This is a genomic window from Nocardia vulneris (genome assembly GCF_001613425.1).
Lineage (GTDB): Bacteria > Actinomycetota > Actinomycetes > Mycobacteriales > Mycobacteriaceae > Nocardia > Nocardia vulneris.
On the sequence record NZ_BDCI01000010.1, the window covers coordinates 62,438 to 81,743 of the forward strand.

General features: G+C 67.3%; 16 protein-coding genes. 3 read left to right on the top strand and 13 right to left on the bottom strand.

Annotated elements, in window-relative coordinates; all coding sequences use genetic code 11:
* Positions 1-83 precede the first annotated feature (83 nt).
* The 8 genes from NVU01S_RS13660 to NVU01S_RS13700 all read right to left on the bottom strand — a co-directional run bounded on the left by NVU01S_RS13660 (position 84) and on the right by NVU01S_RS13700 (position 11,992).
* Positions 84-1,565, bottom strand: coding sequence for a PepSY-associated TM helix domain-containing protein (locus tag NVU01S_RS13660; protein ID WP_043671319.1), 1,482 nt, complete (start codon positions 1,563-1,565; stop codon positions 84-86).
* 240 nt (positions 1,566-1,805) lie between these two features.
* Entirely contained in the window at positions 1,806-2,369 is a 564-nt protein-coding gene (locus NVU01S_RS13665) for a hypothetical protein (RefSeq protein ID WP_244467263.1), read from the bottom strand.
* A gap of 84 nt (positions 2,370-2,453) precedes the next feature.
* Positions 2,454-4,112, bottom strand: a complete 1,659-nt coding sequence (locus tag NVU01S_RS13670; RefSeq protein WP_043671323.1) for an acyl-CoA synthetase — start codon at positions 4,110-4,112, stop codon at positions 2,454-2,456.
* A 157-nt stretch (positions 4,113-4,269) separates the two neighbouring features.
* On the bottom strand, positions 4,270-5,895 hold the full coding sequence (locus NVU01S_RS13675; RefSeq protein WP_043671326.1) for an acyl-CoA synthetase: 1,626 nt from the start codon (positions 5,893-5,895) through the stop codon (positions 4,270-4,272).
* A 1,078-nt stretch (positions 5,896-6,973) separates the two neighbouring features.
* The gene (locus NVU01S_RS44190; RefSeq protein WP_043671561.1) at positions 6,974-7,606 is read right to left on the bottom strand and encodes a hypothetical protein; all 633 of its coding nucleotides are present in this window, start codon (positions 7,604-7,606) and stop codon (positions 6,974-6,976) included.
* An 824-nt stretch (positions 7,607-8,430) separates the two neighbouring features.
* On the bottom strand, positions 8,431-9,018 hold the full coding sequence (locus NVU01S_RS13690; RefSeq protein WP_043671329.1) for a hypothetical protein: 588 nt from the start codon (positions 9,016-9,018) through the stop codon (positions 8,431-8,433).
* Between the two features lie 316 nt (positions 9,019-9,334).
* The gene (locus tag NVU01S_RS13695) at positions 9,335-10,564 is read right to left on the bottom strand and encodes an acyl-CoA dehydrogenase family protein (RefSeq protein ID WP_043671332.1); all 1,230 of its coding nucleotides are present in this window, start codon (positions 10,562-10,564) and stop codon (positions 9,335-9,337) included.
* 33 nt (positions 10,565-10,597) lie between these two features.
* On the bottom strand, positions 10,598-11,992 hold the full coding sequence (locus tag NVU01S_RS13700) for an acyl-CoA dehydrogenase family protein (RefSeq protein WP_082032073.1): 1,395 nt from the start codon (positions 11,990-11,992) through the stop codon (positions 10,598-10,600).
* A gap of 197 nt (positions 11,993-12,189) precedes the next feature.
* Here NVU01S_RS13700 and NVU01S_RS13705 point away from each other — a divergent pair, with 197 nt between their 5' ends.
* A complete protein-coding gene (locus NVU01S_RS13705) occupies positions 12,190-13,662 on the top strand; it encodes a glycosyltransferase family 39 protein (RefSeq protein ID WP_244467264.1) in 1,473 nt (490 codons plus the stop codon).
* A 30-nt stretch (positions 13,663-13,692) separates the two neighbouring features.
* Here NVU01S_RS13705 and NVU01S_RS13710 read toward each other — a convergent pair whose 3' ends face one another.
* Positions 13,693-14,454: an alpha/beta fold hydrolase gene (locus NVU01S_RS13710; protein ID WP_043671341.1), complete on the bottom strand. Its 762-nt coding sequence runs from the start codon at positions 14,452-14,454 to the stop codon at positions 13,693-13,695.
* Positions 14,455-14,513: 59 nt separating this feature from the next.
* On the opposite strand from NVU01S_RS13710, the gene NVU01S_RS13715 reads away from it, so the two are divergent.
* Positions 14,514-14,894 carry a MerR family transcriptional regulator gene (locus NVU01S_RS13715; RefSeq protein ID WP_052280650.1) on the top strand — a complete coding sequence of 127 codons (381 nt, stop codon included), beginning with the start codon at positions 14,514-14,516 and terminating at the stop codon, positions 14,892-14,894.
* Positions 14,895-14,976: 82 nt separating this feature from the next.
* Here NVU01S_RS13715 and ftsX read toward each other — a convergent pair whose 3' ends face one another.
* From ftsX to NVU01S_RS13735, 4 genes are all read right to left on the bottom strand, one after another.
* The gene (ftsX, locus tag NVU01S_RS13720) at positions 14,977-15,882 is read right to left on the bottom strand and encodes a permease-like cell division protein FtsX (RefSeq protein ID WP_014987640.1); all 906 of its coding nucleotides are present in this window, start codon (positions 15,880-15,882) and stop codon (positions 14,977-14,979) included.
* Positions 15,882-16,571, bottom strand: coding sequence for a cell division ATP-binding protein FtsE (ftsE, locus tag NVU01S_RS13725; protein ID WP_043671344.1), 690 nt, complete (start codon positions 16,569-16,571; stop codon positions 15,882-15,884). The genes ftsX and ftsE overlap by 1 nt, the downstream gene beginning before the upstream one ends.
* A gap of 246 nt (positions 16,572-16,817) precedes the next feature.
* Positions 16,818-17,069, bottom strand: coding sequence for a DUF6374 family protein (locus NVU01S_RS13730; protein WP_043671351.1), 252 nt, complete (start codon positions 17,067-17,069; stop codon positions 16,818-16,820).
* A 56-nt stretch (positions 17,070-17,125) separates the two neighbouring features.
* Positions 17,126-18,565 carry a carotenoid oxygenase family protein gene (locus tag NVU01S_RS13735; RefSeq protein ID WP_043671354.1) on the bottom strand — a complete coding sequence of 480 codons (1,440 nt, stop codon included), beginning with the start codon at positions 18,563-18,565 and terminating at the stop codon, positions 17,126-17,128.
* Between the two features lie 90 nt (positions 18,566-18,655).
* Between NVU01S_RS13735 and NVU01S_RS13740 the strand changes: the two genes are divergently transcribed.
* Positions 18,656-19,285: a TetR/AcrR family transcriptional regulator gene (locus NVU01S_RS13740; protein ID WP_043671357.1), complete on the top strand. Its 630-nt coding sequence runs from the start codon at positions 18,656-18,658 to the stop codon at positions 19,283-19,285.
* Positions 19,286-19,306: the final 21 nt, after the last annotated feature.

The window sequence follows — 19,306 nt, forward strand, 5'->3', positions numbered from 1 at the left end:
ACCGGGTTTCCTCTCCGGTCGAGACGGCCCGACCGCATGCGGCCGGACCGTGTCATCCGGGGAGGAAACCCGAGGCGAGCCGGTTACGCCGCGCGTAGCCGAGCCCGCAGGCCGACGAGCACGTCGACGACCAGGAACGCGAGCAGGCTGAGTCCGACCAGCGGGGCGAACCAACCGACCAGCACCGCGACCAAGACCAGCGGCACGGCCGCCCACGGCGAGGACCGGCGCAGTGCGCCGCGCTTCGGAGCCCGGCCCAGCGGGATCCGCCCGGCACCACCGCGGGTCGGTCGCCTGCGCCACCACATGAGGTAACCGCGCACCAGCACGGTGATCAGTCCGATCATCGCCGCGAGCAGCAGCAATTGGTTGAGCAGACCGAACAGCAGACCCATGTGGAACTGAATGCCCCAGTTGGTGAGCTTGGCCATCAGCGGCCAATCGGCGTACGCGAGCCGATCGGTGACCGCGCCGGTGGCGCCGTCCACGGCGACCGCGTCCACCGTGTACGTGCCCGGCATCCGCCGTTCCTTCACCGCGAACGCCTGGGTGGGCTCGGCCGGGATGCTGATCTCGACGGCCTGGGTGAGGCCGTTGGCGCGTGCGGTCCGGTAGACCTGATCGAGCTGGACGATCCGATCCGACACGTCGGCGGGCGCGGGCGCGGCGGTGTGCCCGGCGTGGTGATCGCCACCCGGATCATGCGCGGGCGCAACGGCTCCCGGCAGTGTGGTGGTGACCGCGGGCGTGGTCCAGCTGAGCTGCTGGCGAATCTCGGTGATGTTCGCGCCCGCGTAGGTCGACCAGGTCATACCCGTAGCCGAGAGCAAGAGAATGATCGGCAGCACCCACATGCCGACCGAGCCGTGCCAGTTCACGGTGCGGCCGCGGCCCTGCTGCGACCGGTCCGGCGTGAACAGCCAGCGCGCCGAATTCCGTTGCCTGCGTGCGCGCACCCGGCGCAGCCAGATGACCAGACCGGCCAGCGCGATCACCCACAGCCACGACGCGGCCAGCTCGCTGTAGAGCCGGCCGGGTTCGCCGAGGTGCAGATCTCGGTGCAGACGGTCGATCCAGGTGCGCAGCGGAAGCGCGCCCGAACTGCCGTAGACGACCGAATCACCCACGGGCTGAGCGGTATACGGATCGACGAACACCGCGCGCCGCTCCGACGCGCCCAGGGTGGGATCGGCGAACAGCACCCGGGTGGTGTCCTCGGCGCCCGCCGCGGGGGCGACCGCGTTCAGCGTGAGGTTCGGCTGGGTCGCGACGGCGGCACCGACCTGCTCGGACAGCGGTTTGGGTGCGCCGCCGGTGGACTCCACGGTCAGCAGGTCACGCGACACGATCGATTCCAGGGTCGGCGAGATCGCGTAGAGCGCGCCGGTGACCGCGGCGATGAGGATGAACGGTGCGACGAAGACGCCGGCGTAGAAGTGCAGTCGCATCGCGAGTGCGTTGAGCCCGTTGCGGGTCGCGGGCTTGGGCCGGGCGGGCCGGGCGGGCGTGGAATCGGGTACGGCCGCCGGTGCTCCGGTGTCCGTCGTTATTTCTGTTGTGCTCACGATTTTTCGATTCTGAAGTTCGGGTAACCCGGGTTCCGGCGGTGCGGTCGGCTTGGCGGTGCCGCACGCAGCCGGGGTGCCGGGTCGACAAGAAGACATAGCGCTGTCCGGGCACAGCCACGGAAAGCAGAGCTGGTCGCGGGGATACGGCGAGCGAAAGCTGCTACGCGCCCAAGGGGCGTCGACGGTGTGCCGGGACGCACGTGTTCACGCGACCGGTCGGTCGGCGTGACGAGGTGATCAGCGGGCGACGGCCACCGGCGGAGCGCGGGTGCGCAGCGATTCCGCGGCGAAGATACGCAGGATGACCCGGTCGCGGTGGGTGGTGCGCAGCGGGGCGGGTTCCGGCAGGAACGGCCGCACCCGCCGGGGTGGCAGCACCCGGCGCAGCACCGCGGTGCCGGCCCGGTAGGCGGTTTCCGCGCCGCGGATCACGGCGGCCGCGACGACGGCCGCGAGGATGTGGGCGGTGAGCATGGCCGGGGTCAGCTGGGCATCGCCGTGATGCAGATGCCCCGAACCCAGACCCATCGTCAGGTGGCCGAGCAACTGTCCGGCGACCAGGGCGGCGACCAGACCGGTCGCGGTGTCGCGCAGCGGCGCGAGTCCGGCGACCAGCGCCCCGATCAGCGCGGCGGTACCAGCGAGCAGAGTGAGCGTGGTGCCGCTCGGCGGCATGCCGCCGGACGCCCAGCCATGTGCCGCAACAGAAATGGTGCCCGAGATCGCTCCGGCCGAAGCGCCGCGCACCCGCGCGACGGCGCTGCGTTGTCCCGCAGCAGCCCGGTCGAACTCGTTGTTCACTCGCTGATAGTAGCCGACGGATTGCACGGTTTTCCCCGCCGGACAACCGGGGAAGCAACTGTGGACCAGCCGTCGGCTACCTGCTCAGCTCGCGTCGACGTCCATCTCGATGAGCGGTTTGCGCAGCAGCTTGCCGGTGGCGTTGCGCGGGAGTTCGTCGAGGAAGATCACCTCGCGGGGGACCTTGTAGCGGGCCAGGTTCGCCTTGACGAAGTCCTTGATCTCCTGGGCGTCCCGCTTGGAGTCGGGGCCGGGCACGACGAAGGCGCGCAGGCGCTTGCCGAACTCGCGATCGTCGACGCCTACTACGGCGGCCTCGAAGATGTCCTCGCGTCCGGCGATCAGGTTCTCCACCTCGAGCGGGAAGACGTTCTCGCCGCCGGAGACGATCATGTCGTCGTCGCGGCCGTCGATGTAGAGCAGCCCGTCGGCGTCGAAATGGCCGACGTCGCCGCTGGACATCATGCCGTCGACGACCTCTTTGGTGCGGCCGTCGGTGTAGCCGGTGAACGCGAAACCGTTGTCGACGAAGATGGTGCCGGTGACATTCGGCTTCGTGATCGGCTTGCGGTTCTCGTCCAGCAGCACGATCTTGATCCCGACCGGCGCCCGACCCGCGGTGGTCGGCGCTTTGCGCAGATCCTCCGGCGTCGCGACGGTCATCACGGCGCACTCGGTGGAGCCGTAGAGGTTGTAGAGGGTGTCGCCGAAGTAGTCGAGCGTCCGGGTCACCACGTCGGGGGCGATGGCCGAGCCCGCCGCGAAGATCACCTCGAGGGTGCGCGGGTCGTACTTGGCCAGCACCTCCTCGTCGAGATCGAGGATGCGCTGCAACATGGTCGGCACCACCACCAGCGAGTCGGCGCGGTATTTGACGATGTTCTGCAGCGTCAGCTCCGGGTCGAACCGGCGCTGCTGGAAGACCACCCGATTGCCGAGCGCGACACCGAGGGTGAACTGGGACAGCCCGGTGCCGTGGAAGATCGGCGCGGCCATGATCATGGTGCCGTTGTGCGGCAACGGCACCCGGTCGACGAACTGCGCCGACGCGAACGGGCTCACTTTGTCCCGCGGCGCGCCCTTCGGCGTACCGGTGGTGCCGCTGGTCAGGATGACCATGCCGCCCGGCTTCGCGGGCGCGGGCAGCGGTGCGGTGGATTCGCCCGCGATGAGCGAGGCGATGGTCGGGATCGCCGGGTCGGCGTTGTCCTTGGCGTCGACCCAGGTGAGGATCCGGGGGATATCGGCGGGAATGGCGCTCATCAGGTCCAGGAACTCGCTGTCGTGCAGCACCGCCTTCACCTTTTCGCGCTCGGCCACGTCGGCGAACTGCGGCTTGGCGAACCCGGTGTTCATCAGCACCGTGCGCACGCCGAGCTTGCCCGCCGCGAGCAGGCTCAGCACCATGCCGCGGTGATCGCGCGCCAGCACCGCCACCACGTCGCCCGGCCGCACGCCCTGCGTCGCCAGGCCGCGGGCCAGCGCGTTCGACTGCTCGTTCAGTTCGCCGAAGGTCAGCTCACCGGCCTCGTCGACGATCGCCCCCGCGTTGGGCCGGGTCTGCGCGGCGTGCATGGCGACGCCGGCGAACGGACCGAGTTTCGTCACGTTGATCGCCGAGCGCACGGCCTGGTCGAGCCGGAGCGGATTGAACAGATGCCGCTTGACCATGACATTCACGCCGAGCGCGAGTGTTCCGGCCTTGCGGGCAGTGCCGCTCAACGCGGGGAAGGAGACAACCATCGACAACAACCTTCCGGCGGTCCCACCCGGGGAGCCGGTGGGTGGTGCGGACCGCGACTACGGGATCCAGTGCTGTCGCTAACAATAGCAACCATCTGTAACCGGATGTGTCACGTATCTCAACAGCTCCTACCGGTGGGTAACCAGCCGATGACCGTCAGGCGGTGGTGTCGTACTCCACCAGCACCCGCCGCAGCAGTTTGCCGGTCGGATTGCGCGGCAGGTCGTCGAGGAACACCACCTCGCGCGGCACCTTGTAGCGGGCCAGGTTGTTCTTGACGTAGGCCTTGATCTCCTCGCCGTCCGGATTCTGGCCCGGCTCGGGAACCACGAAGGCGCGCAACCGCTTTCCGAATTCGGCATCGTCCACACCGACCACCGCCGCGTCGAAGATGTCCGGACGCTCCAGCAGCAGGTTCTCCACCTCCTGCGGGAAGACGTTCTCGCCGCCGGAGACGATCATGTCGTCGTCGCGGCCGTCCACCATCAGCAGGCCGTGCTCGTCGAAGTGGCCGACGTCACCGCTGGACATGAAGCCGTCGATGATCTGCTTGTTGCGGCCGTCGGTGTAGCCCTCGAACGGCGTCCCGCTGCGGATGAAGATGCGCGCGGTCGTGCCGATCGCGGTGACCGGCTGGTCGTTGTCGTCGAACAGCCGCACCTCGCAGGTGACCGGCGCGCGGCCGACCGTGCCGGGCGCGATGGCCAGGTCCTGCGGGTTCGCGATGGCCGCCACCGAGCATTCGGTCGAGCCGTACAGGTTGTACAGGACCGGCCCGAACACCTGAGTGGCCTTCATGGTGAGCTCCGGCGACAACGCCGAGCCCGCGAGCAGGATGACCTTCAGCGACGAGGTGTCGTACTTGGCGCGGATCTCCGGATCCAGCTCCGTCATCCGGTGCAGCATGGTCGGCACCGCGACGAGCATCTCCGCCTTGTGATCGGCGATCAACTTCAGTGTCGCCTCGGCGTCGAAGCGGCGGCGCACCACGATCTTGTTGCCCATGGCCATGCCGACCAGCCAGGTACCGAACCCGGTGCTGTGGAAGATCGGCGAGACGATCACCTGCGCGCCCCGGTACGGGAACGGGATGCGGTCGAGGAACTGCGCGGTGGCCAGCGGCGACACCTTCGCGCGGGTGGCGCCCTTCGGCAGGCCGGTGGTGCCGCTGGTGAGGATGATGAAGCCACCCGGCTTGCTCGGCGGGGCCAGTTCCGCGCTGGAGTTCGCCGCGACCAGATCGTCGAGAGTCTGTGCGCCCGCGGGCAATTCGGTGCCCTCGTCGACCCAGGTGAGGTAGCGCGGGAGGTCGGCGGGCAGAGCATCGAGCAGGCCGAGGAACTCGCTGTCGTGCAGCATCGCCTTGACCTGTTCGCGCTGGCACACCTCGGCGAACTGCGGTTTGGCGAACCCGGTGTTCATCAGCGCCACCCGCACGCCGGCCTTGCTCGCGGCGACCATGGACAGGATCAGGCCGCGATGGTCGCGGGCCAGCACCCCGACGACGGTGCCCTCGGTGAGCCCGGCCGCGTGCAGGCCGCGCGCGATCGCGGTCGACTGCTTGTCGATCTGGCCGTAGGTCAGCTCACCCTTTTCGTCGGCCAGCGCGAGGGAGTCCGGCGCGATGCGCGCGGCGTGGCGGATCAGCGTGGCCTGCGGCCCGTAGATCTGCGATTCCTTCATCGTGCGAAGCGTTTCCAGCGGTTTGCGCGGATCGGAGACCCCGCGCTTCCGCAGCACTCCCAACGCCTTCACGACCTCGAGCGCGTGCGCCACCTTCATGTCGAAACACCTCCACAGAACCTCGCGTCGGCACTCGACCTAGCGAACTGGTACGGCCACTTTCGGCATACCGTAGCAGTGCTTCGTGTGCGGGGTCACAGACTGAACCGGATTAATCGGACATGGTCGCCCTGTCGGGGTCCGGCCCGAGGGATTCCGGGGATTTCGTGGGAGGAATTTCGGTAACCGGCGTGTCGCCGGACCGCCGGACCGGCGGTTATTTGACATGGTCAGCCGCTGCGCGTTCGATGCACGCAAGGGGTAGTCGAACACCAGAATGGAGGCTGATTCAACGATGATCATCAGGCTTGTTCGCTCGACTTCGGTACCGGCGCCGGACTGCACCTGCGGTCCGAGCTGCCAATGCGGCTGCCAATCCGGCGGCGCCTGCTCGTGCGGTGACCAGTGCGGCTGATCCGCACCCTCGTTGTCGTCGTCTTCGCGCTCTGCGCAGGTCAGCTCGGCGACCTGAGTTAGGTTCAGCGCCGCGCGCTGGCCAGTGCGACAAGCAACGGCACCACCCGGCCCGCGGGCACCTCGAAACGCCCGCGGCCGGCGGTGTGCAGCCAGCCGACCGCGGCCAGCTGCCGCAGATGGTGATAGACTTGGCCCGAGGTGCCGACCCCTCGAGGCCGACCAGTTCGGCGGCGGTCCTGCGGCCGCCCATGATCTCCCGCAGTAACCGCAGTCGCACCGGGTTGCCCAGCGCGGCAAGGCATTCCGCGGTCTCGGCCCAGTCGTCCTCGATCAGGTCGCCGGTGGTGAACGTGGCCTGCCAGCTGTATTGCTCATCGGTCGGCAGTCGCAGCGAACCCGCGAACAGCACGCCGCCGTTCGGCTCGTCGGTCGCGGTGAACTCCTCGTGCAGGCGGGTAGCCGCCCAGCGGTCCGACGACGCCTCGATCCCGTTCCCGTTCGCGAAGGGCAGCAGCCCGTCGAGTCGCCGTTCGAGTTCCGCGACCCGCTCTTCCAGACTCACGTCACAGAAGTTACGGAACTACGTAGTTCCGAACAAGAGGTCATCGGGGTGCGCAACGGCCGCCGCGGGCTGCGCCGCGACGGCCGTCCTGCCGGTTGCTCAGTTGTAGACCGCGCCGAACGACGGCACCGAGATCGTGCCCAGCTGATACTGATACCCGTCCGGGTTCGCGTCGCTCACCGGAACCGACCAGCGGTGCCACAGGCTGCCGTACACCGCGGCGACGATCATGCCCGGGCCGGTGTCCAGGGCTCGGGACCGGATCGTGGTGTCCACCGGGACGTCGTTGTGCTCGTTCAGCACTTCGGTGCCGCTGCGGCCGTTGGACAGATTGATCCACAGCACTTCGAGTTTCGCGCCACCCTGATTCGGTGCGATGGTGCCGGGCCCGCCGAAGAACCCGAACCGGAACCCGTCGAGGCCGAGCGCGATACCGGACCCGTACACGCCGGGACCGTCACCGCGGCCGATATCCGACTGCGCCGGAATCTGGAACGGTTGCGCGGGCAGCGCCACCTGTCCGGCCTGGTTCAGCTGCCCCGAAGCGAGCAGCCGATCCACCGCCTGCTCGGCCTGCGCGTTGCCCGCGGCCGCCGCGCGCAACTGCTGCGCGGCCGTGCCCCAATCGACGGTGCTCGGTGCCGCACCGGCACTGCCGGCGAAAACGCCCGCGACAACCGCTGTTGTGGCGAAAACGGTTGCGAGGCGACGGATCACACTCGGTCGTTCCATCTGCAGTTTCTCCTTGAGGTCTCTGGTACAGCTCGCGAGAAAACATTCGCTCAATTGTCGATCAAGAAACCCGGGCCGTTACGCAACCACCCCTGATCGAACCGTTCCACTATCCAACTCGTACGCCCTTTTCCCGCTGCGACATTCCGGAACATTCCAACTGGAACCCAACAATCCCGACATTCAGGGCGAATTCCGCCTCAACCGCGACCGCTAGATCTGAAACGAGCACATTCGCGCGGCACCCGAAAGCCGTTGGTGCGGTGCACAGAGCGTCCATACGGTTCACAGAGGCTGTAGGGGCTGTGAACCGTATGGATGCTCTGTGAATCTTCTGCGGCACACCAACGCTCGCGTTCGGCAGCGCATTTGTTCTGGAACCGGAAAAGGTGGCACAACTGGAACCTCGGGCGGAAAGTCGCTTTTAGGTGCCGAAAGTGCCTGTGTTCCAACGTTTCTTGTCGCCGGGTTCGCGTAGGGTGAGGCCACCTCATTCCGAGGGGCGATGGACATGGTCCGACATCGCGCCCAGGAAGGAGGTGGTGGGGAATGGCGAAACATCGCCGCAAAAAGAGCAAGGCCCCGGTCGATTACGGCATCTGCGTAACAGCCGCTGTCGTAATCGCCGGGGCGCTCATCCTGGTCCGCCGAGTGTGGACTAGGTAAACCACCAGGTGGGGCCGCTGTGGGAGCAGCGGCTCTACCGCTCGGCATCACTCGCGTGACAATCGCAACTGTACACCCCATCGCCCCTACATTTGTGGCGAAATTCGACGACACCGGTGCTGAGCACGGTTAGCACTTGGCGTCGCGACCGGGAGCCGTCAGCTGCCGGATTCGGTGACGGTAATTCTTGCGAGGCTCACGCCACTCGCGGTTCGTAGCAGTTCAACCTCGTAGCGGTTTCCGGTGCGGGCATCCAGGACCACAGTGGACCGTAATGTCACGAGATCGGACGTGACACTCACGGGGGTGAGCACGCTGTCGGGCTCGAGCCGATACCGTTCGCGCACAAGCCGAATCGCCTCGCGCCTGGCGGAGTCGTCGGTGATCGCCAGCGGCTCGTCGGTCTCGCGGCCGCCCCACAGACTCGGCAGGCGTTTACCGATCCCTTTGACCCCGTCCCATGCGGCGCCGCCGGCTATCCCGGCAGCGATCACGGATCCCACCGCCGGGGCCATCTCCACGACGAAGGACCACACCATCGCCGAACTGCCCCAGGCATATTGGTGCCGCCGCTCGTCCAAGACGAACTGGTCCTGCTTGGGGAACTGGCTTTCGATGAACGCCCGCACCTCGGCCTGGTCGACGCTGCGGCCGCCGAATGTGAGCGTCCAGTCGTCACTGGGCGGATCGCCGAGCTGGTCGTGAATCCGAAGGTTGATCCGTACGTGATCGGGGTGTTCCTGCACACAACCAGTATGCCTATTCGCCGGTGCCGCAAGGCTGTCCGCCCGGGTAATGGACTGTGGAGCGGGATTCGGTGCCGAACCCGAGTTTGTGGTGCTTTTTGGAACCGAAAAGTGTGGCGTAACTGGAACCTCGGGTGGAAAGTCGTGGTTTGGTGTCGAAGTCGGGCTATACCTCGCGCGCAGACGAGGACACGCTGATCGCATCACACGAACAACGGCTTCGCAGGGACGATTCAGCGGCGTATCGAAGGCGAGAAACAGAAAACCGGTGCGGGTCGAGGAGCTGACCCGCACCGGTTTTTCGTTGTCTGCCTTGTTACTTCAGTTCGGCACTCGTCTTGCCGAGGATGCGGCGGGCGACGATGAGCTGCTGGATCTGCTGGGTGCCTTCGAAGATGTCCAAGATCTTCGAGTCACGGCCCCACTTTTCCAGCAGGGTGCGCTGCGAGTAGCCGATGGCGCCGGCGAGTTCGACGGCCTTGAGCGAGACGTCGGTGCCGGTGCGGCCGGCCTTGGCCTTGGACATCGAGGCCTCGAGCGAGTTCGGCTTCTTGTTGTCGGCCATCCACGCGGCGCGCAGCGACAACAGGTAGGCGGACTCGTAATCGGCTTCCATGCGCAGGAATTCGGCGGCCGCGGCGTGCTGGTTGTTCGGCGGGGTGTCGTAGGAGATCTCGACACCGGCGTCGGTCAGGATGGCCCGCAGCTCCTCGAGCGCGGCGCGGGCGACGCCGACCGCCATCGCGGCGACCATCGGCCGGGTGTTGTCGAAGGTCTGCATGACCCCGGCAAAACCCTTCTCCACGTTGACTTCCGGGCTGCCGAGGATGTTGTCCTTCGGAATCCGGCAGTCCTGCAGCAGCAGCACCGCGGTGTCGGAGGCCTTGATGCCGAGCTTGTGCTCGAGCCGGGCTACCGAGAGGCCGGGCGCCTCGCGCGGCACCACGAACGACTTGATCGCGGCGCGGCCGAGGCTGCGGTCGACCGACGCCCACACCACGATGTGGGTGGAGCGCTGGCCCGCGGTCACGAAGATCTTCTCGCCGTTGAGCACCCACTCGTCGCCGTCGAGCACGGCGGTGGTGGTGACGGCGGCGGAGTCGGATCCGAACGACGGCTCGGTGATCGCCATGGAGGCCCACACCTTGCCGAAACGCTTCAGCTGCTCGTCGGTGGCGACGGCCGCGATGGCCGCGTTGCCCAGACCCTGGTACGGGATCGAGAGCATCAGGCCGACGTCGCCCCAGGAGGTTTCCAGGGCGTTCAGCAGCGCGGACATGTTGCCGCCGTTGCTGTTTCCGAGCAGTTCGGTGGCGTGCCCGTTGCTCTCGCTGTCGTCTTCACGACCGCCGGCCGCGCCGCCGATCTTCTGCGTGCCGGAGTCGGCGAGGCCTTCGACCATGGCGGCCATGGTGTCCAGCTCGACCGGGTACTCGTGCTCGGCGAGGTCGTACTTGCGCGAGATCGGGCGGAAGATCTCGGTCGCGACCTGATGGGCCTGGTTGGCGCTGGCCCGCAGCTTCTTGGGGAGTTCGAGGTTGATCATTGTTGAGGTCTCCTGAAGTAAGGAACGGGCCGACTAGATGAGCACGACACCTTCGGCGACGCCGATGGCCCGCAGATCGCGGTACCAGCGCTCGACCGGGTGTTCCTTGGTGAAGCCGTGACCACCGAGCAGCTGCACGCCGTCGAGGCCGATCTGCATGCCCTTGTCCGTGGCCAGCTTTCGGGCCAGCGACGCCTCACGGGCGAAGGAGAGTCCCTGTTCGGCGCGGGAGGCGCCACGCAGGGTGACCAGCCGCAGCCCGTCGAGCTCGATGGCGATGTTGGCGACCATGAAGGCGACTGCCTGCCGGTTCGAGATCGGCTCGCCGAACGCTTCGCGCTCGTTCACGTACGGAATCACGTAGTCCAGCACGGCTTGTCCGGTGCCGACGGCGAGCGAAGCCCAGCCGAGGCGGGCCAGCCGGACCGCGTCGGCGTAGTCCTCGGCACGCTGCTTGGCGTCGCCGTCACCGAGGATCGCGTCGGTGCCGACCGCGACGTTGTCGAGCAGCAGGCGGCCGAGCCCGGCCGCGCGCAGACCCATGCTCGGATCGGCCTCGACCACCAGGCCGGGCGCGTCCGACGGGACGATGAAAAGCGAAGGGCGGCCATCGAGTTCGGCGGCGATCAGGAACAGTTCGGCATCCGCGGCCGCGGGCACCAGGCTCTTCACGCCGGAGATCCGGTAACCACTGGGGGAGCGAACGGCCTTGGTCTGCAACGCGAACGGATCGAACAGTGCGCGCGGCTCGCTGATCACGACGGAGGCCTGCGGCACGTTCTCGCCGGTGAAGGCGGGCAGATAGGTCTTCTGCTGGGCGTCGGTACCCCACTGGGAGAGGGCGACCGCGACACCGCTCGGCGCGAGGATGGGCAGCGCCAGGCCCATGTCGCCGTGCGCAAGCGCCTCGGCCACAAGGGAATTGGTGACCGCACCGCGCTCGGAGGCGGCGCCTTCGAGCTCCTCGGGCACGTTGATCAGGGTGATGCCCAGCTCGGCGGCGCGTTCGAGCAGATCGCGCGGCGCCTTGGCGGCCGCGTCGGCCTCGTAGGCGGCCGGGCGCAGGATCTCGGCGGCGAATTCCTTCACCGTCTCGGTGATCATCTGCTGCTCGTCGGTCGGCGTGAGGTCGAAGAAGTCCTTGTTCTTCGCCTCGTTGGGCGCGAGCCGCTTCGGCTGGCCGTTACCGGTGACCTTGGCGAAGACGCGGGTCGCGGCGCCGAGGGTGCGGAAGCCGGTCTTGGTGCCCTCGTAGGTGACTCGCTCGATCGGCTTGCGCAGGTTGTACTTCTCGGCGAGTTCCGACCCGGTCAGGGTCGTCATCACCCGCATGGCCGCGCCCATCCAGTCCCGTTTGGGGTGGTTCAGGCCGACCGCGGACGTGTCTGGACGTCGCTTCGTTGCGCTGTCTCGAGTGCTCATCATCACCTGTTTTCTCGGGTGGGTGGGGGTGAGGTCTTGTCCCAGCTATCTTACTCCTGAGTAAGACTATCTTACTCCCCAGTAAGAACCGCGTCGAGGTGCAGCATACGCCGCTGTGACCGGCTCGGCAGCGCGACCGCCGGCCGGGGTGCGCGACGCCTGGAGCACCCGCGCGACGGCGGCGTTTGTGCCACGCTGAACGGGTGCCCATTGTTGCGGCGTGCTTTGCCGTTGTTCTTGTCACATTGGCCTCGCGTTACGGGTATCACCGGGACGAGTTGTATTTCCTGGCGGCCGGTCGGCATCTTTCCTGGGGGTACCCGGATCAGCCCCCGTTGACTCCGCTGGTGGCCGAGCTGATGGCGGCAATCGATCCTGATTCGTTACTCCTGCTGCGACTGCCCGGCGTGCTCGCGGCAACCCTCGTGGTGGTCTGCGCCGGACTACTCGCTCGGGAGTTCGGCGGTGGGCGAGGTGCGCAGGCGCTGGCCGCCGCGGCGGTCGCGAGCGCGGCTCTGCTGATGGGTGCCGGGCACATGCTCAGCACCGCCGTGTTCGATCTGGCTGTGTGGTCGGTGCTGTCGCTGCTCGTGCTGAAACTCGTGGGACGAGACGGCGTCGAATCGGCGGATCGTCGAAAATCGTTGTGGTCCAACGGCCCACGTCTTTGGATTGTGATCGGCATAGTTGTCGGCGTCGGCTTGCAGAACAAGCTGCTGCTGATCTTCCCGCTCACCGCGCTGGTGGTCTCGTTGCTTCTGCTCGGGCCGCGAAAGATCTTCGCCACCAAGTACTTTCCGCTCGCGGTCGGGATTGCCGTGCTGATCTGGCTACCCTATCTCGGGTGGCAGGCGCGCAACGGCTGGCCGCAATGGGAGATGGGCCGCGCGATCGCGGGCGGCTCCTCCGGCACCTCGGATTCCCCGATCATGTTCGTGCTCTTGCAGTTCGGGCTGATGGGCCCGCTGTTGGTGCCGCTGTGGCTGTTCGGGTTGTGGCGACTGGCCAGGGATCACCGCTATCGTGCGTTCGCCGCCACCTACGGGCTGCTCTTCGTGCTGTTCCTGGTGATCGGCGGCAAAGCCTATTACCTGGGCGCGATGTATCCGATCCTGCTCGCGGCCGGTGCCGTCCCGCTCGCGACCTGGCTGGGGGAGCGCAAGATCGTCTGGGTCGCAGTGAGTTTCGGTGTCGCGGTCAACGCGGCGCTCTGCGCGGTGTTGTTCCTGCCGGTGCTGCCCGTCTCGATGCTGAAGGACACGCCGGTCCTCGCCGTCAATTACGACGCGGGCGAAACGATCGGCTGGCCGGAATTCGTCCGTCAGGTCGGCGCGGTGCGCGCGGGCATGGGCGACGATGTCGCCGTGCTCACGGCCAACTACGGCGAGGCGGGCGCCATCGAACGCTTCGGCGGCCCATACCGCCTGCCCGTCCCGCATTCCGGCCACAACTCGTACTGGTGGTGGGGGCCGCCGCGCGACGGCACCGCCGAGTACCTCACCGTCGGCATCGAGCGCGACCGCCTCGCCGAGATCTTCGCCGAGATAGCACCGGCGGGCCGGATCGACAACGGACTCGACATCGACAACGACGAGCAGGGCGAACCACTGTTCATCTGCCGCGACCCGCGCGCGCCGTGGTCCGAACTCTGGGCTCGCGCCAAGCACCTGGGCTGACCCGTCGGACGGGTCAGCCGTGCCGATAGCTCAAAGGTCGTGCCGAACCAGGAAGTCCTCGACGGTCTTGCGCCACTGCTCCGGCTGTTCGGCCATGAGGACGTGACCGGCCGCGATCTCGGTGTACTCGGCTCCCGGGATGGTGTCGGCGAGGAAGCGCGAATTCGACGGGTCGACCAAGAGGTCCTCGGTCGCGTTGACGACCAAGGTCGGCACCTCGAGCCGCGGCAGGTCCAGTGTGGTGTCGACGCGTTGGACCAGGTCGGCTTGCTGCCGGGTGCCGCCCGGGATGGTGGCGGCGCCGGCCCGGACGGCTTCGTCGACCGCGTCCGCGGACAGAGCGTTCAAGAAAGCCGCGCTGAAGGCCATCGACAGCGTCAGCCGGGAGAAAGTGGTGGCGTCCCCGCGCTCGAGCAGGTCCTGCCAGAGCTGGACGGCCAGGCGAGCCCGGTTGTCGGCCTTGGCGAACCCGGCGGCCAGGATCAGGCCACGCACCCGGTCAGGGTGCCGCGCCGCGGCCCGCACGGCCACCGTGCTGCCGAGCGAGTAGCCCAGCACGGTGAACGTTTCCACGCCGCCCTCGACCGCGGCATCGACGAGCGCGTCCGCCAAGCCGTCGAGGTCGAGGCGCACGTCCGCGCCCGGATAGTCGGAGGCGACCACGGTGTGCGTCGCGGCCAGCGCCGGAATCAGGGCGCCGAAGTTGGTGTCGATGGTGCCGCCCGCGCCGTGCGCGAGGACGAGGCCGGGGCCGGAACCGGTGACGGTGGTCTGCAAGGGAATTGCTGTCATGCCGGCCAAGTTAGGAATTCACATGAGTGTGAAGGCAAGCAGGCGGTGAGGGAGGTCATATGTTGATCGGAGAACTGGCCCGCCGCACGGGAGTGAGTACCCGCCTGCTCAGGTATTACGAGGAGCAGGGGCTGCTGGAGCCACAGCGTGACTCGCTCGGCTACCGGTCGTATGCCGACGACGCGCCGGAACAGGTCGAGTACCTCAGGCAGATGTTGGCGGCCGGACTGTCGACCGAGGACATCCGCGGCTTGCTGCCGTGCGCTATGGATCACGGGGACGCGCGGTGGATCCAAGCCTGCGACAAGTCCCTGGGCATTGTGGCGAGCAGGCACAGCGAGTTGGACAGCAGGATCGCCGAACTCGAACGGCAACGCGAATTGCTGGTGCGCACCCGGGCCACGATCCGCGATGCGCGACCCGTCACGCAGGTCCTCTGAGTCATGCAGGCCTGCTGAACGGTACAAGCGACAGCGAGCCGGCCCAGGATGCTCCCGGACCGGCTCGCGGTGGCATTCGGCGCTACTCCCGCACGTAGTACCGGAGCGTCCCGTACGCGGTCAACGCCGCGAAGATGACGCCCACCGGCGCGATCACCAGCGCGACCATCGCGATGTCGTCGCCGGTGATCCGCGGAAACACCTTGCTGGAGAACAGATCGCCGAGCGCCCGGTCGATCACCAGCGGCCGCGCGATGAGCAGGCCGAGCACGGCGACCACCGATCCGGCGAGCGCCGCGACCACCGCCTCCAGTAGGAACGGCAGCTGGGTGTACCAGCGCGTCGCGCCGACCAACCGCATGATGCCGACCTCGGTGCGGCGGGTGAAGGCCGCGATCTGCACCATGTTCGCGATCAGCAGCAGCGCCGCCAGCGCCTGGAGCACCGCGAGGCCGAAGGCGGCGTTGCGCAACCCGTCGAACAGACTGACCAGGCGGTCCACGATGTCCTTGTCGTTGCGCACCAGACCGACACCGGGCCGCTCGTAGAACTTCTCGTAGATCTGCGGATACAGTTCCGCGTTCTTCATCTTCACCCGCAGCGACGCGGGCAGCGGTGTCTCGCTGACGTATTTGGCCAGCTCGGGCTGGTCCTTGAAGGTCTTCTCCTTGGCTTCGCGCACGGCGTCGTCGCGACTGAGGTACTGGACCGATTCCACGTCCTTGGTCGCCTTCAGGTCCGCCATCAGCGTCTTGCACGGATCCCGCGAGCAGTCCGGGTCGTTGGCCGAAACGTCCTCGGTGAGGTACAGCCGCACCTCGAGCCGATCCAGGAAGTACTGCTCGGTCTTGTCGGCGATCCGCACCGCGAGCAGACCACCGCCGAGCATGGTCAACGAGACCGCGACGGTCAGGATCATCGCGATCGTCATGGTGACATTGCGGCGCAGGCCCGCGAAGACCTCGCTGAACAGGAAACTCGCGCGCATCAGCGATCAACCCCGTAGACGCCGGTCGCCTCGTCGCGCACCAGCCGGCCCCGATCGAGTTCGATCACCCGCCGGCGCATCGCGTCGACGATGTGGTTGTCGTGGGTGGCCATCAGCACCGTCGTGCCGATCCGGTTGATCCGCTCCAGCAGCATCATGATGTCGCCGCTGGTGTCCGGATCGAGGTTGCCGGTGGGCTCGTCGGCGAGCAGCACGAGGGGCCGGTTCACGAAGGCGCGGGCGATCGCCACGCGCTGCTGTTCGCCGCCGGACAGCTCACTCGGTAGTCGATCGGCTTTGCCGCCGAGCCCGACCATCTCCAGCACCTCGGGGACGGTGCGCTCGATGAACTGGCGTCGCTTGCCGATCACCTCCAGCGCGAACGCGACATTGTCGTGCACCGACTTCTGCTGCAGCAGCCGGAAGTCCTGGAACACACAGCCCATCCGCTGGCGCAGCTTCGGCACTTTGCGACCGGGCAGCTTGTCCACCCGGAAGTCGGCGACCTGGATCTGTCCCGTGGTGGGGGTCTCCTCTTTCAGCAGCAGTCGCATGAAGGTCGACTTGCCCGAGCCGGACGGCCCGATGATGAAGACGAACTCGCCCTTGCCGACTTCGACGCTGATGTTGTCCAGCGCTGGTCGCGTCGAGGTCTTGTACGACTTGGTGACGTTGCGCATGGTGATCACATCAGCCCCCTGACGGGGTGTCGCAGACCCGCTCGTCCAGGCGGCTTTTGCCTTGTCTGGCAGGGCATTTCGCTCCAATCGTGGCACTGCTCTACATCGGTGCCCAGCGGTCGGCCTCGGCTGGGGCTCGTGCGGTGGCGCGCTACCGGCCGAATTCCAGCTAACCAGGGGTAACCCGCGCCAGCGATCCTAGCGCTTGCCGCGCCCGGTCCACGGGAGCACGGACGCACCTGTCCGATCCGGTCGCTATCGGTTCGGCGATTCGCCCCGCGGGCCGAGCTGGCCGCGGCCGGTGCAGCCGCGTCCCGCCGCCGTGCCGAACTCGGCGGTCCCTCGGGTCAGCTCTTGGAACACCCGCAGACCCTCGCCGATCTTTCCGGCCGCCTGCTCGAGCTGCTCGGGCGGGAGCCGCTTTCCACACGCTGCCGCGTCGAGCAGCTGGTCACGGACCTGTTCGAGATTCCACGTCGCCCACTCCCGGCGCGAAGGTTGTGACATGGGCCGACGATACCTCGAGTCGAACTCATGTTCGATATGGACGGCCGGCTCGGGCGTCAGGTGTGCGGGCCGGGCTGGGCGACGCGGTGGGTGAAGGTGCCGTGGAAACCCCACGGGATGTGGTGGTCGAGCCAGGCGGTGGCCAGCGGTCCGCGCTCGGGATCGCGGGCGTCCAGAATCAGCAACTGTGAACGATCTTCGGTGAGTTCGTGATTGAGGGCCAGCAGCCACCCGTCGTCCTCGGCGGCGTCGCGGGCGCGGGGTACGAACAAGGGCTCGCCGACCGAACTCGCGCCCAGCTCGCAGCTGCGCACCGTGCCGGTGTGGTGGTCGATCTTGACGAGGGAGTCGAACAGTCCGGCGGGGCCGCCCGCGCCGGCGAGGTAGGTGTATCGGTGTTCGCGGGTGCCGCGCCGCCAGTCGTATTGCGGGAACTCGCCGGAGCGTTCGGTGAGTCGGCGTTCGATGACCCTGCCGCTCTTGGTGATCCGGTACTGCATCAAGGTGGAGTCCGGAAACTGTGGCCGCCCGCCGTCGGCTCGGTTGACCATTCCGGTCATCCGGCGGAACTCGTCCCACTCGGTGTCCAGGCGCACCAGCTCGAGCACGACGTCGTCGCCGTCGTCGTAGGCGTTGGTGAGGTGCACATGAAGTAGCGCTTCGTGCTCCACGATCCGCGCCCTGCCGCCGTCCTTCGGCACGAGCAGAAAGCGAGTTCCTTTGGTGCGCTTGAAATCGAGTGCCTCGATGAACGAGTGGGTGGCCAGTGCGATCTTCGGGATGTTCGGCAGAATCGGGTCGAGCGCGAACACCAGATACCTTGCGGTGAGCGCGAAGTCGTGATTCCAGGGCAGGTCGAGCAGTGGGACGGTCGCGAGCCGGTGCAGCCGCCCGCTCCGGTCGATACGGTAGGTGCGGATGCGCGGGATGGGCAGGATGTCCAGGCCGAAGTTGTACATCTCGCCGGTGGTGGGATCCCACTTCGGGTGCGCGGAGAACGCACCCAGAAAGCCGAGCCTGCCGTCGAAATCGGTGGGGCCCAATGTGTCCAGGGTGTCGGGGTCGATCCGGTGTGGGTTGCCGAGTTCCCACAGTGCGAGCAGCCCGCCGTCGTAGTTGACGACGTTGGTGTTGGCGACGTTCGCCGGGAGCCTGCCGATGTTGGCCAGTGGGCCACCCGGAATCTGCCCGCCCACACCGCGATAGCGGATCCGATCCGACCGTTGCCCGTGCTCGAAATGCCTGGTGCGGACGTAACGGTTGCGGAAGCGCACCGTCGACCCGTCGAGCACGAACTGCGAAATCATGCCGTCGCCGTCGAACACGTTGTGCAGCAACGAACGTCCGACCTGATGCTTGCCCGGCCCGATCCGATACAGCGTGCCCCGCAGCTCCTTCGGTAGCTGTCCGTCGATCCGGGTGACCTGGTAGTCGAGTTCCTCGAGCAGTGGCGCGGTGACCTGGCGGTACGCGGGGTCGTTGGACACGTTGGTCATCTGGATTCTCCCTTGAACCGCAAATCTGATGACGACTGTCATCTGATGACGTATGTCCGCAAATGTAGGAGTCCGCCTAGAGTGTTGTCAATGACGAACCAGGCCGTGCGCAGCTACGGCGGTGTCAGCGCCGCCGACCGCAGCGCCGAGCGTCGCGCTCGGCTGCTCGCCGCCGCCCGCACGACCTGGGGCGAAGCCGGGATCGCCGCGGTGACGGTGCGTGGCGTGTGCAAAGCCGCGGGGCTCACCGATCGGTACTTCTACGAGCACTTTCCCAATCGGGAAGAACTGCTGGCCGCCGTCGCCGACGAGGTGCGCGACCAACTGCTCGCGATACTCGTGCAGGCGGGAGTGTCGAGCGCCGGACCGGCCGAGGCGCAACTGCGCGCCGCGCTCCAGGCATTTCTGGAGGCGGTCGCGGGCGATCGGCACATCCACCGCATCGTCGCCAGCGATCCCGGCGACCTACCGGCCCTGGTGCGACGGCGACACGACGTGCTCACGATGATCGCCGACCTCGTGGTCGCGCACGCGCCCGCCGCGCTCGGGATCACCCCCGACCCGGTCTGGCTCCGCCGCGCAGCACTGTTCATCACCGGCGGCGTCAACCAACTCATCGATGGCTGGCTGAACGGCACACTAGACCTGACCACCGCCGCCCTCGCCGCCGAGTGCGCCGACATGTGCCTCAGCGTGCTCGCAAACGCGCGCACCTCCTGAACCCACCCGGGCTCTCCGTGC

Coding starts and splice junctions, on each gene's coding strand:
- NVU01S_RS13740 (WP_043671357.1), top strand. CDS start 18,656: ATGACGAACCAGGCCGTGCGCAGCTACGGCGGTGTCAGCGCCGCCGAC.
- NVU01S_RS13710 (WP_043671341.1), bottom strand. CDS start 14,454: ATGACAGCAATTCCCTTGCAGACCACCGTCACCGGTTCCGGCCCCGGC.
- NVU01S_RS13675 (WP_043671326.1), bottom strand. CDS start 5,895: ATGAAGGTGGCGCACGCGCTCGAGGTCGTGAAGGCGTTGGGAGTGCTG.
- NVU01S_RS13695 (WP_043671332.1), bottom strand. CDS start 10,564: ATGATCAACCTCGAACTCCCCAAGAAGCTGCGGGCCAGCGCCAACCAG.
- NVU01S_RS13715 (WP_052280650.1), top strand. CDS start 14,514: ATGTTGATCGGAGAACTGGCCCGCCGCACGGGAGTGAGTACCCGCCTG.
- ftsX (WP_014987640.1), bottom strand. CDS start 15,882: ATGCGCGCGAGTTTCCTGTTCAGCGAGGTCTTCGCGGGCCTGCGCCGC.
- NVU01S_RS13670 (WP_043671323.1), bottom strand. CDS start 4,112: ATGGTTGTCTCCTTCCCCGCGTTGAGCGGCACTGCCCGCAAGGCCGGA.
- NVU01S_RS44190 (WP_043671561.1), bottom strand. CDS start 7,606: ATGGAACGACCGAGTGTGATCCGTCGCCTCGCAACCGTTTTCGCCACA.
- NVU01S_RS13730 (WP_043671351.1), bottom strand. CDS start 17,069: ATGTCACAACCTTCGCGCCGGGAGTGGGCGACGTGGAATCTCGAACAG.
- NVU01S_RS13735 (WP_043671354.1), bottom strand. CDS start 18,565: ATGACCAACGTGTCCAACGACCCCGCGTACCGCCAGGTCACCGCGCCA.